The organism is Spirosoma flavus, assembly GCF_054778555.1.
Genome location: NZ_BAAGZL010000001.1, coordinates 478432 through 491445, shown reverse-complemented (window position 1 = coordinate 491445; position 13014 = coordinate 478432). Strand labels below are relative to the sequence as shown.

The following is a 13014-nucleotide window of genomic DNA, read 5'->3' as shown; positions in this document are numbered from 1 at the left end:
TACGTCCTTTTCAGCAATAAAGTAGTTTTCATGGTTTAGGTAGATAAGCCGAACGTACTAGTTAAACAGCAACGGGGCAAGCTCGTGCAGGCTCCGACGCCACGTCAGAAATTCGTGGGCCGTTTTGTCGGAGATATACGAAACGGCGTTATACCCCGCCCCTTTCAGATCCGTTACCGATTTTGTTACGCCGTCGGGCCGTTCCTTGCTGCCGCAGCTAATAAAAACAAGCTTTGGTTTCGCCTTGTCTTTGAGGTCTTCGGGTGCATAGACGCCCCCACTAAGCAGGCCGTAATACCCAAACATCTCTGGCTTATTGAGCGTAATCATTTTGGTTTCCATACCACCCATCGACAAGCCCGCCATCGCCCGATTGTCGCGGTTGCTGAGGGTACGAAAGTTCGCATCTACATACGGAATCAATTCATCAACCAAGACAGTCTGAAATGGGTCGATTTTGAACTCTCTGATCTTCCCAAACTTTACTTCGTTGGTCATGCCGTAGGTCATCACGATGATGAATGGCTTGCTTTTACCTTCGGCGATCAGATTGTCCATAATCAGATTGGCGTGTCCCTGATTACTCCAGGCCGTTTCGTCTTCTCCCCAGCCATGTTGCAGGTACAGCACTGGATATTTTTTCGATTTTTCTTTCTCATAGCCCGGTGGCGTATAGACGAAAGCCCTACGCGACGTATTGGTGCTTTTAGAAGGAAAAAGGACCTGCTGTACATTTCCATGAGGGACATCCTTCAGGGCGTAAAAGGCCTGATCATGAGCGGGAATCTCAATGCCGCTCTCCCACCGGACCGAACCGTAATAATTCAACGCGCCGGGGTCGTTAAATTTTCCGCCGTCGATCGTTACGTTATAATAATGGAATCCCTCATCCAACGGCCCTGCCGTCGTGCCGGTCCAGAAGCCGTCTTCGCCTTTAGCGAGAATAGTACCGCCTTTTCCCCCTAACCCCAAGCTCACCCGAACACTATCGGCTTTAGGAGCCTTGATCTTGAATCGGGCGTAACCCTGCGAGTTCACTTGTGGGTATTCCTGCCCCGGCTGGTTCAGGGTGGAAGGTTTGAAATCCTCAGCGATGGCCGATTGGCCTGTCTGGGCAAAACTGTTTGTACTGGCTACGGCCACGGCAAACAAAGTAGCTAACGAGATACGTATCATTGGTTTGTTGGTTTAAGAAATAAAATGTATAGGTTATTTAAACAGCTCTTGCAACGTAGTAGCCAGGTATTGTTTACAGTTCATCCAGGTATGACCGCCGGGAACGATGTAGCTTTTCGTCCGGATTTTTTTCTCTTCGAACATGGCAATGTTCTTTTTCACCGGCTCGTAGAGAAAATCCTCGGTGCCTACGCTGACGGTAAATAATTTCAACTGACTGTTGATTTTATTCGCGTCGGGCGACCAGTTGGCAAAGTTTTTCTGAAATTCTTCGGTGGCCGTGTACGGTGCATACGAACAGATATAGGCGAACTTATCGGTATTGGTCAGGCCGATGTTCAGCGTTTGTCCACCACCGACCGAAAACCCAGCCACCGCCCGGCTTTTGCTGTCTTTGTCGACCGGGTAGTTAGCCTCCACAAATGGAACGATGTCAGCTACCATGTCTTTGGTAAAGTCAGGCATGGGCGCGGGACGAACATTTCCGTAGGGCATCACAATTAGCATGGGTTTGGCTTTGCCCTGCGCAATCAGGTTGTCGGCAATCAGGTTGGCGCGGCCCACTTTGGTCCAGGTTTCTTCGGTGTCGGAACCACCGTGAATCAGGTACAGGACTGGATATTTGGTCTTTCCGTTCGGATTGAAGCCGGGTGGGGTATAGACCAGCAACTGCCGGGTCGTTCTCAACGTACCCGATTTGTAATACCGATAGCTGATCTTTCCGTGCGGTACGTTCTGTAGCGAATGAATCAACGGCTGATCGCCCGGTACGTCGACAATGCTACGTTTGAAGCGCTCATTAGCAAAAATGTACGTATTGTTTGGATCAGCAAGCTGCACACTATCGACAGTGAAACTGTACGGGTAAATATCAGGCTTGACAGGCGGAACCGTTACGCTCCAGATGCCGGACGTATCTTTGGTCAGGGCGACGGGCGCTTTCAGAAACTCACCGCTCACCATTACTTTGCTGGCTTTTTTCGAGAAATACCGGAACGTAATGCTATGGTCAGGATGTACGTCAGGCGAGCTGATCGACGGGGGCCGCTGCTGGGCGAAAACCGTTACCGACACAACCAGCAGAAGTTGAAATAAATAGAAAATGCGTTTCATGAAGACAGGGGGTTAGCGGAATAATAAAGGGGTGGTTTCGGCAACGTAGTGTTTGACATTCATCCAGGTGTGGCCGCCGTCGGTGATCAGGCTTTTGAAGTTCACCTGCTTCGCCTTTAGGTAATCCATAAATTCGACGGTGCCTTTGTAGAGAAAATCGTCGCTCCCCACGCTCACCCAGAGCAGTTTCAATTGTTTGTTAGTGTCATTGGGCTTACTGATTATCTGCGGAAAGCTTCTTTCCATTTCCTGGGGCGACAGATACGAACTGTAGGCACACACCCACGCAAACTTGTCCATATGGCCGAAACCCGTTCGGAGCGTTTGCCCACCCCCGCGCGAGAACCCACCGATAGCCCGATTTTCCCGGTTGCTGATCGTGCGGTAATTTTTCTCGACGTAGGGAATTACGTTACCGACTAGATCGTCACCGAACGCATTGGCCCGTTTTACGGCATCGTCACCATCACGCACTGTCGGGTCGGCGGGTTTAGCTCCTCCTTTTTGCTCCGTGATACGTGCCGCAATGTTCCCGTACGGCATGACGATAATCATCGGTTTGGCTTTTCCTTCGGCAATCAGATTGTCCAGAATCCAATTGGTTTTGCCCACTTTAAAAAAGGTTTCTTCGGTATCGGTCGTGCCGCTGATGAGGTAATAAACCGGGTATTTTTGCGACGTATTTTTATCGTAACCCGGCGGTGTGTACACAACCAGCGAACCAGTAGTCCCTTCAGCAGACGGGTAGTATTCGTAATTAACCGAGCCATGTGGTACGTCCCGCATGGCGTGAATCAGGGGCGTATCACCCGGTACGTCCACCAGACTAGCTTTGAACCGCTCGTTCGGGAAAAACGCTACGTTGGCCGGGTCCATCACCGTTACGCCATCAACTTGGAAGCTGTAGGGATAAATGTCGGGTTTGATGGGGCTAGTCGTTACGCTCCAGATGCCCTGCTCGCCTTTGGTCATGGCGACGGGCGCCTTCTCAAACTGCGCACTTAGCCTGACCTCCTTTGCCTGTGGAGCGAGATAACGGAACGTAACGGATTTGTCGGCGTTCACCTGCGGAGACACGACCAATGGTCCCCTGGGCGGCTGGCCCAAAGCCAGACCAGAAAGGCAGAGAAAGGTCCACAGGAGACGAAAATGAAGGGTTAAGGGTTGACGCATCTTCTTGTTAATTTAAGGGTTTTGAGGACGATTGAACAGAACGGGATATTACTCTACTTTCATTGTATAGCCCAGTAACGACAGCATTTGTCGGGCGTAGCGTTTTCCTAACTCCCGGTAGCCAGCGGCATTAAAGTGCAGGTTATCAGCTGCGTCGGTACAGCCAGCTGAGGAAATTACGTGGGCGTTTTTGATCGTTTGCGGGAGCGTAGCAATAATTCGGTTCATACTGGCACAAATGCCGCCCTGATCTGCATTGACCGTTTCGCCCGCCAGCAGCGGTACTTTTCTGGGTTTCAGCTTCAGGTCGTGCATCAGGTTATCGTAAACGACTTTAACTTTTTTCGTCCACAGCGAATCGTTGGTATTCGACTCGCCCTGATGCAGCAAAATACCCTTGATAACACCATCTTTCTGGGCCAGTTTCGCCATCTCGACCAGTCGGCCGTATGGATTGCCTCCGTATTCCTGAATGAAATTTTTCATCCAGCCCGGCACCGTCGTGACGTACGATTCGTACTGATCTTTATCGAACAATTCAATTTTGCAGCCGCCTACCGCTACGTTGATGACCCCTACGCGCGCTTTTTCAGGCAGATTTGCCAATAGCTCCCGGCCAAAATAATCGGCGGGTGTAAGCCCGGTTCGGCAGCGGCACAGGGGCGGAACGGCGGTATACCATTGGCCCATTTTCCGGTTCAGACTTGGACAGTCTACGGCCTCCAGCACCTGAAAGCGGCTGTCTACATTGACCGTATCCTGCGGTTCTATTTTGGCGTTTCCCTCCATATTGGATTGCCCGAAACACAGAAAAATGTAAAAGTTCTTATCCTGAGCGAAACCGTTCAAGCTCATAAACAGAAAGCCCAAGAGAAGCGTAGCAGTTGAAAACGTCTTTTTCATGAGGAGCCGGATAAAGGATTGGGTTGAGCGTTAGTTTTTTGTTGGCTGCGCTATCGTGTTGGTGATTCGGAAATAATCGAAATCGGCATAGCCACCCGTTTGCTGGGTTGCGTAATTGAACAGGCCGAACCGATAGCCCATAAAGTGTGGGATGGTATAAGGCATTTTCAGCGACTCTCCGATGCGCGTCCACGTTTTGCCATCCAGGCTGTAAAAGAAATTCGCCGTGTCTTTACGGTCTTTGAAATCACACTCCGCTTTCAGGTAAACCGTTTTTCGGGATAATGGAACCCGTTGTATTTCAACCGGTTTACTTGAAGCTACACTCACCATGACGATAGCATTCTGCCCATTCTCCCGCTTCACCCCAACCAGTCCGTAATTCTTCTGTAACAGACATAATCCCGCAAAGTCACCGTCTTTCAGATTTGATACGTCGAGAGCAGTTGACCCGCTGCACTCCGGGCCAATGGTACGTTGGGTAAGCGTATTTCGGACCATTACAAACGACGTATCGATACGTCCCGTTTTCAGTCGCAAATAGCCGTTTCGGGTATTGACCGACCAGAGTGTGTTGTCGGGATTATGGTTCCACTGCCAGACTAGCGGCAAGGCCGGTTCGCCTTTTTTGCGGGTAAATTCGTCGGAAGCTACAATTCCCGGAACCAGACTTTTGTTGGCGGGCAAATCAAGCGTTTGGGGTACTTTGCCATCAACACCCAATACAGGCCAGCCATCTTCCCACTTGACCGGCACCAGATACGGAATACGGCCAACGCCACCAAAATCGCGGAATAGATAGGCGTACCATTTTCCATCGGGTGTATCGATAAGTCCGCCCTGCGCAACGCCTAAATCCTGCAAGGCTACTTTTCCCTCCCAGGGACCCGTTAGTTTATCGGCCCGATGAATCACTACGGTACGCATGCCCCCACGTGGCCACGTAATGTTGAACAGATAGTATTTTCCGTTCACTTTAAACAGTTGAGAACCTTCGGCCGGTAAACCTCCGCCTGTTCCCGACGGCGTACTTGCGTTTTCAATTAATGTTTGCTCTGTAGTACCCGGTTTTACCCCGGAAGCATCGGCGTTGAGCTCAAGTATTTTGAGTTTTCCCGCGCCATAAATCAGATACGTTCGGCCGTCGTCATCGAAAAATAAGCTGTGATCGTGGTAGGAAGGTTTGAACGAAGTTTCTTTCCAGGGACCTTTCTCAATATTTTTTGTGGTGTAGATATACGTTTTACCGGTGGTCTGTGCGAAGGTGGTAACGTAGTAAGTGCCCTTTTGATAACGCAGGCTACTAGCCCACGAACCTCGTCCATAGGTGCTTTTTCCATTCGTCAGATTCAGGGCGTCCATACTCGCCAACGTATCGTACGCATACCCGACTAATTGCCAGTTCACCAAATCGGTCGACTTCATAATGGGCAGTCCTGGACTTAGGTGCATAGTCGTACTGCTCATGTAGTACGTAGTACCCACCCGAATCATGCTCAAGTCAGGTACGTCAGCGAAGATGATCGGGTTCTGGGCGTTTTGCGCCACCGCTGCTACGTACCCGATCAACAAACCAGTTGTCAGCAGAACGTAGCGGAATATCCTGTTTTCCATGTCGATTTTCAGGCTTACTGCATCGGGCCAATTAGCTCAATGAACGTACCGTCGGGGTCTTGTACGAAGACAAAGTGCGATTTCTCATTCAGGACCGTCGGAGTGCTTCCCAGAAACGGTACGTTCATACGGGTCAGTCGGTCAATGATGGGCTTCAGGGCTTTTACTTGGATAGTGATATACTGCATACCTGTATCATCCTGAATGAATTTGGGCTTTGAATGGCCGGCTTTTTTACCAAAGCTCATCAGTTTCCAATCGGTGGCTTCGGGGCTGTTTTCGAGTTTCAGGATGGTAACCCCTACCGACACGCCATTCGTCAGGCCCGAGCGTTTGCCGAAATCTTCATTGATCGTAAAACTGCCCGTTTTGACCATGCCAATGCCATTTACATAAAAGTCCAGCGAGCGATCCAGATCCGCCACCACTACCCCTACGCCAATGACTTTACTGGTGAAGTTGGATTGGGCGAAGGAACTCAGTACACACCCAAACACCAATAGTGTTGTTTTGACACATTTACGAACAATCACCGCCTTTCTATTCATGTTGAAAAAAATCATTTGTTATTTTGTTAAAATTCTGATTTGATTGAAGCGAGGTGTGCTTTTGCCGTTTTTGGCTATGATTTTCAGCGTAATGACTTCATCGTCAATTGCTTTTATTCGGACAGTTTTATCCTCGCCAGAAGTTATTTCGGCAGGTTTGTCATTAAGAAGGAAACTGACGTCGTCTGTCTTTATAGAATCCAAAGCATTTATAATAAGCACTTTAGATTCTCGATTTTTATTCTGCAACTCATACGAAATATACGAGCGAGTATTGCGCCAGAAACGCTCATCGTCATACCCTGCCTGCGTCTTTTCGCCTTTGAAAGCGTGGTCTACCTCGGGCTGTTGTTCACCACAATTCACTTTATCGACCGTTTTTGCTTCCAGTGCAAGCGCTTCGATCTCCTGTTGTTTTAGCTTCGCTTTCTGCTCGTCAAAGGCCGACTGGGAAAATGTCTGGAAATACATCTGATACCGTGCATTGTGTATTTCGTAAAACGGTTGCAGCGTCAACGAATCCAGACTAAACTTCAGATTTCCAATAGCTTTTACTCGGGAAACGTACTGGTCTGGATTACCGACGAGCGCGTACGCATTGGTGATCGGATATAACTTACCTTTTGTTTCATGCCCCATGCGGCTATCGTCGGCGAAAAGACCCGCCAGGTCTTCTGTAGACGTTTTTGCGGCCAATACGACAGGACCGTGTACGAAAGCCCCCCAGTTAGACCCATCGGGCAGATACTCCAGCTTCGTAGTCGTTTTGAAGTGTACAGTAATTACATCACCCTTTTGCCATTTTCGGTTGATGGCTACGTAGCGCGAAGGCTGTCCGTCAGTTTTCTGCGCCTTGCCATTGACCAGAACCTCCAGATTCTCAGCCCACTTCGGGTAGCGGATATTTACGGCAAAAACCTGCGGTTTCGTCAGTTGCAGAGCCAGTTCCGATTCGTTTTTGTACGGGAACGTAGTAGTTTGACTAAGCTTGAGTCCCTTTTCCGGCCAATTTAATTCGGATGGAATCAACAGATTAACAAACAGATCCTGTCCCGAATGGCTGTAGATCAGCTCCCCGTATTTCGTGTGGTTTTCCAGCCCCGATCCTACGCAGCACCACATACTGGTTTCGGGTTGCGAATACACACGGTAGTGATTGGGGCGGATGGGCGTGAAATAGACAAATCCACCTTTAGTGGGATGTTGGCTCGACAGAATATGGTTGTAGAGCGCCCGCTCGTAGAAATCCAGGTAGCTGGGATCGGCCTTGTCCAGAAACAACGCTTTACTCAGCCGCAGCATATTATAGGAATTGCAGGTTTCGGGGCCCTGATTCGATTTCACCATCTGGCTGAAATCGGTTGTGGGGTTGAAATGCTCTCGTACACTGTTTCCACCAAAGGCGACGCTACGTGTCTGAGAAACATCCTGCCAGAAAAACTGAGCCGCATCCGACCAGTCCGCCTTGTTCGTCAGCATGGCAATTTTCTCGTATCCAATCACTTTCGGAATCTGGGTGTTGGCGTGCAGCCCTGTCAGCTTATCCTGTTTTTCCAGCAATGGATTCAGCAGCGCACGATGTGAAATTCGCTGAGCGGTTTCGAGGTATCTTTTGTCCTTGGTCAGGATGTACAGGTCGGCGAATGATTCGTTAATGCCGCCATGCTCGGTACGTAGCACCTGCTGAATCTGATCATCGGAAAGCGGTTTAATGAGTTCGATAAACCAATCACCCAGGCCAATCAATACGACCTTAGCCTGCTGACTATCAGCATATTGATAAGAATCGTACAAGCCTGCAAACAACTTGTGGATGTTGTAGAGCGGCACCCACGTATTATTCAGTCCGAAGCTGCTCCCGTCGATATCGCCTTTATGAATCCGTTCCCAGAATAGTTTTCCCTGCGGAATACCACCCACGTAGCCATTCCCATTTTTTGCCTGACAGCGGGCCAGTTCGGCAACCATGTAGTCGAGCCGTTTTTTCAGTTCAGTATTGCCTGTGGAGGCATACATCATGGCTAAGGCCGACAAATAATGCCCACCAATATGTCCATCTAAACCCGAGCTTTCCCAATTCCCATAACGTTGCGCTTTCAGCGGCAAACCAGCGTCGATCTGGTAAGGCGCCAGAAGTTTATCAGGGTCGAGCGCCAACATATATTTGAGGTCAATATCCTGCGCATTCTTGAATGCACCCCCCGTCAGCTTCACGTCCTGCAAAGCAAAGGATTGAATTTGCGCCAGCGCCGAAACGCTGACCATCAACAAGATAGCGATATGTAATACGTTGGTTTTCATTTATACATTGGGTCGTCTCCTTTGTATTTCAGAAACTGGAACGAAGCGGTATTCGTCGTTGGCTCACCCGACGACGTAGCGTACAGGCCATACACACAACCAATGAAGCCACCGGAAACTTTTGTACTCAGAAATTTACCGTCAACTTTATCTTTCATCAACGTCCAGTTTTTGGCATCGGTTGAGGTGTAGAAACTATACGTATCGCCTTGCGACGTAATGCGTAGCCCGACTTTTTCGACTTTCGAATTCAGTGGCGTTTCCGTCAGCAGTTCCATCTCCTTTGACCGGGGAACGCCTTTGTAGAGTTGAAGGACATCCTTACCCTGCGACTGGGATTTACACAGGAAATAAAAATGGCTCTCATCCTGTAAAATGGTCAGACCGGCTTTTTCTTTGTCTGATTTTGGCATAAACGTCAGCTCAGTTTCAGCAGTGCTGTAAAGGTGTTGCTGGCGTTTTCCGATGAAGGCAGGATTACCCATTTCCATCACCGTTTCGGGCTTAAGTTTCAGCGTCAGCCCTTCCTTTTTCGACAGGGAGTAGGAACTTTTATCATGAGTCCGCAGAAATAAAAGCGATGGATCAAGTTCTTTGTCAAAAGAGATTGTGTACGCAAAATTGCCTGATTGGGGCGGGGTTCCCTTTTGCTTAACTTCTTTGTAGTTAACTGGATAACTATAAGCGATGACCTTTTCGCCGTGTTCGATCATCGGCCAGTCGTCTTTCCAGGACAACGGCGCAATGAAGGTTTCGCGACCGGTGTTGTAATAATCGCCTTCGTAAGGACGTACCGCCAGAAAAATTGAATACCATTGGCCATCCGGCCCTTCCACAAATTGCGCGTGCCCGGCCGACGTAATGGCGTCTTTCCGATCGGCTGGCAACTCGCGCTGCGTCAGGATTGGATTTCCTTCAAACGGTACGTATGGTCCCCAGACATCTTTGCTACGTAGCACCACTTCGGAGTGATTGACCGACGTACCACCCTCGGCCGCGTAGAGGTAATACCAGCCGTTACGTTTCAAAATGTGCGGTCCTTCAATCCAGACCGGCTTTCTCGATAAATCCACCCCACCGTTGACAAGCTGCTTTTCTTCGCCGACAACTTTCAGATTCACCGGATCAAACTCGTACATACGTATCGTCCGGTGACCGGAATACAGCGGCTTACGATCGGGCGCATCACTGTTGTAGATGATGTAGGCTTTGTCGGTACTTTCATCAAAATAAATGGATGGGTCGATGCCGCGTACCTGCGGAATTTTAACAGGATTGCTCCAGGGACCAGCCGGATTTTTGGCCGTCACAACAAAGTTGCCGTCGTGGTCGATATCGGTACAGGTAACATAGTATGTTCCTTTATTATAACTAATACCGGGTGCGAAAAGGCCGCGCGTCAGCCGTTCGCCCATGAAATCCATTTGTTCAGGCCGGTCGATGACGTTGCCAATTTGCTTCCAGTTTTTCAGGTCTTTGCTGTGCATGATTGGAAGGCCGGGGAAGTACGAAAACGTCGAGTTAACCAGGTAATAATCCGGCCCAACTTTCACGATGCTCGGATCAGGATAAAACCCTGTCAGAATTGGGTTGACCAACGTGGTTTGGGCCGAAACCAGTTGGCTCAACACCAAACCAAGTACTATAAAAAGAACCGAAAAAAGGCGGTTTTTCATGAATAAGTTACTTATTAGAGAATTCCTTGTTATTAGCTTATTTACTATTCCATTACCAGCGTATATACTTTCCCACGCTGAGTTGGCAAATCATACACAAGCGTTTCTTTTAGTGATAAAGACGTTACGTTGGCCTGGGGAGATTTGATTGCTGCCGGAGTTTCTTCCATCAGGTAAAACGGATTCGTATTTGTGCCTGATGCTTTCGCCAACGTAGCACCATTTGCCTTCATCGCGTTCGGCGCCCGCAGACGAAGGTTCCCGCCCAGATTCGACTTTACGGCTACTTTCGTGACTTTACCGTCTTTCCAATCCAGACTCACGACCTCAAACCCACCGCGCGCCCGTAGGCCGCTAATGCTACCCGTTGGCCACACATCAGGCAGGGCGGGCAGTAATTGTAGGCTGCCATCACTGCTTTGCATGAGCATTTCGGTGATGCCCGACGTACAGCCAAAATTGCCATCGATCTGAAATGGCGGGTGCGCATCGAACAGGTTGTTGTAAGTACCGCCCCCATCTTTGGTGACGCCTAACGGGGTCAGTTGATTCTGAATCAGCGCGTAAGCATGGTTGCCGTCCTGAAGTTTGGCCCACCAGTTCACTTTCCAGCCCATGCTCCAGCCGGTCGATACGTCGCCCCGATGCGTCAACGTCGTTTTAGCGGCACTGAACAGGTCAGGTGTGCGGTAGGCCGAAATTTGATTGGACGGAAACAGGCCATATAAATGTGATACGTGCCGATGCTTGTCGTTAGGGTCATCAACGTCGTCGAGCCATTCCTGCAACTGACCATATTGCCCGATGTGCATGGGCGGCAGTTTGCTACGTTTCTGTTTCAGCAGCGCGACGAAATCCGAATCTTTTTTCAGCAGCTCGGCAGCACGTATCGCCGTACTGAATACGTCGAACACAATCTGATTGTCCATCGTCGTACCGGCATCCAGCGATGAGCCGCCATGCGCTTTCGGTGCGTTTTCGGGCGAGGTACCGGGATTGACTACGAGCCAGTGATACTTCGGATGTTCAACTAGGAAGTCGGCATAAAACTGGGCAGCCCCCTTCAATACTGGGTAAATCGATGCCAGATATGCCTGATCGCCATTGTAGAGATAATGTTCCCACAAATGCTGGCTGGTCCATCCGCCACCGGCTACCCACATGCCCCAAAACGCCCCATCTACCGGCCCGTTGATCCGCCAGATATCCGTGTTGTGATGCGCCATCCAGCCACCAGCGCCGTACATAACCTTAGCCGTTTCCTGCCCCGTTTCGGCCAGTTCCCGAACCATTCGTAAAAACGGCTCATGAAGCTCGGCGAGATTGGTTTTTTCGGCTGGCCAGTAATTCATCTGGGCGTTGATGTTGATGGTGTATTTGCTGTCCCAGGGCGGACGCATTTTGTTGTTCCAGATACCCTGTAAATTGGCGGGTTGACTTCCGGGCTGCGAAGAAGAAATCAGCAAATAACGCCCGTATTGATAATACAACGTAACAAGTTGCGGGTCGTTGACCGAGCGAAAATTGCTTAGCCGTTCGTCGGTGGGCAATTTTCCAGCCTCCGTAATGCCTAAATCAAGCTTAACACGGTTGAAAAGCTTCTGATACGTAGCAACATGCGGATTCAGGATGGCCGGGAAAGACTTTGGATAAGCCTTGTTCAAAAATGACGTAGCACGGGCGTTTTCATCTCCGCTGATGTCTTTGTAATTGTTAAAATTGGTGGCAATCGCTACGTAAATCGTTGCTACGTTCGCCCCTTTTACGATGAGCGACGTATCGTTGGCCGCAACTGTACCGCCCGCTGTTTTGATTCGGGCAATGGTTTTGAATTTCACCATGCCTTTTACACCTTCATGATCGGCTGTAGTGCCAGACAGCGTGAGTTCGTTGGCTGGTGTGGTGTTACGTTCGAATGATTTGTGCTGGGTGGAAAAAGAAGCGGAAAACGACAGCTTGCCAGGCTTGCTGGCGGTTAAATGCATGACCACTACGTTGTCGGGAAAAGAGGCCAGAATTTCCCGCGTGTACGTTACGTCGCCGATGGTGTAGGATGTTTTCGCAACGGCTCGTTCTATGTCCAGTTCGCGGTAATAATTCGTTACGTTGTCGGAACCGTCGAAAGCAAGGTGCAGGTTGCCCACGGGCTGAAACATCTGCCCATGCGATTTTTTGGTAATGATGGATTTATTGGCAAGCTGCTCAGCCTCTTTCTGTTTACCGTCGAAAATCAACTGCCGGATTTCGGGCAGGGCGGCCAGCGCATCTGGGTTGTCGTTTCGGTTCGGGCTGCCGCTCCAGACCGTATGTTCATTGAGTTGAATAATTTCCTTTGCTACGTTTCCGTACACCATCGCCCCCAGCCGACCATTTCCGACGGGCAGAGCATTTTCCCAGGTTTGGCCGGAAGGTCTGTTGTACCAGAGTTTCAATGCAGGTTTGTTCTGGGAAAAACAAACCGTCGAAACGATTAATAAAAACAGGCAATAAAATAGTCTCATCAGTGTAAG

9 protein-coding genes are annotated in these 13014 nt (G+C 49.6%); all 9 read right to left on the bottom strand.

The window, feature by feature from the left end; translation table 11 throughout:
- Nucleotides 1-57: 57 nt before the first annotated feature.
- From ACYVF1_RS01945 to ACYVF1_RS01905, 9 genes are read right to left on the bottom strand one after another with little or no spacing between them, the layout of a single operon-like run.
- Nucleotides 58-1176 (bottom strand): alpha/beta hydrolase-fold protein, encoded by a 1119-nt coding sequence (locus ACYVF1_RS01945; protein WP_461075066.1) that lies wholly within the window; start codon nucleotides 1174-1176, stop codon nucleotides 58-60.
- Nucleotides 1177-1209: 33 nt separating this feature from the next.
- Nucleotides 1210-2289, bottom strand: coding sequence for an alpha/beta hydrolase (locus ACYVF1_RS01940; protein ID WP_461075064.1), 1080 nt, complete (start codon nucleotides 2287-2289; stop codon nucleotides 1210-1212).
- A gap of 12 nt (nucleotides 2290-2301) precedes the next feature.
- Nucleotides 2302-3462: an alpha/beta hydrolase-fold protein gene (locus tag ACYVF1_RS01935; protein WP_461075062.1), complete on the bottom strand. Its 1161-nt coding sequence runs from the start codon at nucleotides 3460-3462 to the stop codon at nucleotides 2302-2304.
- A 48-nt stretch (nucleotides 3463-3510) separates the two neighbouring features.
- The gene (locus tag ACYVF1_RS01930) at nucleotides 3511-4365 is read right to left on the bottom strand and encodes a sialate O-acetylesterase (protein WP_461075060.1); all 855 of its coding nucleotides are present in this window, start codon (nucleotides 4363-4365) and stop codon (nucleotides 3511-3513) included.
- Nucleotides 4366-4395: 30 nt separating this feature from the next.
- Nucleotides 4396-5979: a glycoside hydrolase family 43 protein gene (locus ACYVF1_RS01925; protein ID WP_461075058.1), complete on the bottom strand. Its 1584-nt coding sequence runs from the start codon at nucleotides 5977-5979 to the stop codon at nucleotides 4396-4398.
- Between the two features lie 14 nt (nucleotides 5980-5993).
- Nucleotides 5994-6527 (bottom strand): VOC family protein, encoded by a 534-nt coding sequence (locus ACYVF1_RS01920; protein ID WP_461075056.1) that lies wholly within the window; start codon nucleotides 6525-6527, stop codon nucleotides 5994-5996.
- Nucleotides 6528-6545: 18 nt separating this feature from the next.
- Nucleotides 6546-8828, bottom strand: a complete 2283-nt coding sequence (locus tag ACYVF1_RS01915) for a glycoside hydrolase family 127 protein (protein WP_461075054.1) — start codon at nucleotides 8826-8828, stop codon at nucleotides 6546-6548.
- Nucleotides 8825-10504 carry a glycoside hydrolase family 43 protein gene (locus tag ACYVF1_RS01910; protein ID WP_461075052.1) on the bottom strand — a complete coding sequence of 560 codons (1680 nt, stop codon included), beginning with the start codon at nucleotides 10502-10504 and terminating at the stop codon, nucleotides 8825-8827. Before ACYVF1_RS01910 ends, ACYVF1_RS01915 begins: the two co-directional genes overlap by 4 nt.
- Nucleotides 10505-10548: 44 nt before the next feature.
- On the bottom strand, nucleotides 10549-13005 hold the full coding sequence (locus ACYVF1_RS01905) for a glycoside hydrolase family 95 protein (protein WP_461075050.1): 2457 nt from the start codon (nucleotides 13003-13005) through the stop codon (nucleotides 10549-10551).
- Between the last annotated feature and the right edge of the window lie 9 nt (nucleotides 13006-13014).

Coding starts and splice junctions, on each gene's coding strand:
- ACYVF1_RS01945 (WP_461075066.1), bottom strand. CDS start 1,176: ATGATACGTATCTCGTTAGCTACTTTGTTTGCCGTGGCCGTAGCCAGT.
- ACYVF1_RS01905 (WP_461075050.1), bottom strand. CDS start 13,005: ATGAGACTATTTTATTGCCTGTTTTTATTAATCGTTTCGACGGTTTGT.
- ACYVF1_RS01930 (WP_461075060.1), bottom strand. CDS start 4,365: ATGAAAAAGACGTTTTCAACTGCTACGCTTCTCTTGGGCTTTCTGTTT.
- ACYVF1_RS01935 (WP_461075062.1), bottom strand. CDS start 3,462: ATGCGTCAACCCTTAACCCTTCATTTTCGTCTCCTGTGGACCTTTCTC.
- ACYVF1_RS01940 (WP_461075064.1), bottom strand. CDS start 2,289: ATGAAACGCATTTTCTATTTATTTCAACTTCTGCTGGTTGTGTCGGTA.
- ACYVF1_RS01910 (WP_461075052.1), bottom strand. CDS start 10,504: ATGAAAAACCGCCTTTTTTCGGTTCTTTTTATAGTACTTGGTTTGGTG.
- ACYVF1_RS01920 (WP_461075056.1), bottom strand. CDS start 6,527: ATGAATAGAAAGGCGGTGATTGTTCGTAAATGTGTCAAAACAACACTA.
- ACYVF1_RS01915 (WP_461075054.1), bottom strand. CDS start 8,828: ATGAAAACCAACGTATTACATATCGCTATCTTGTTGATGGTCAGCGTT.
- ACYVF1_RS01925 (WP_461075058.1), bottom strand. CDS start 5,979: ATGGAAAACAGGATATTCCGCTACGTTCTGCTGACAACTGGTTTGTTG.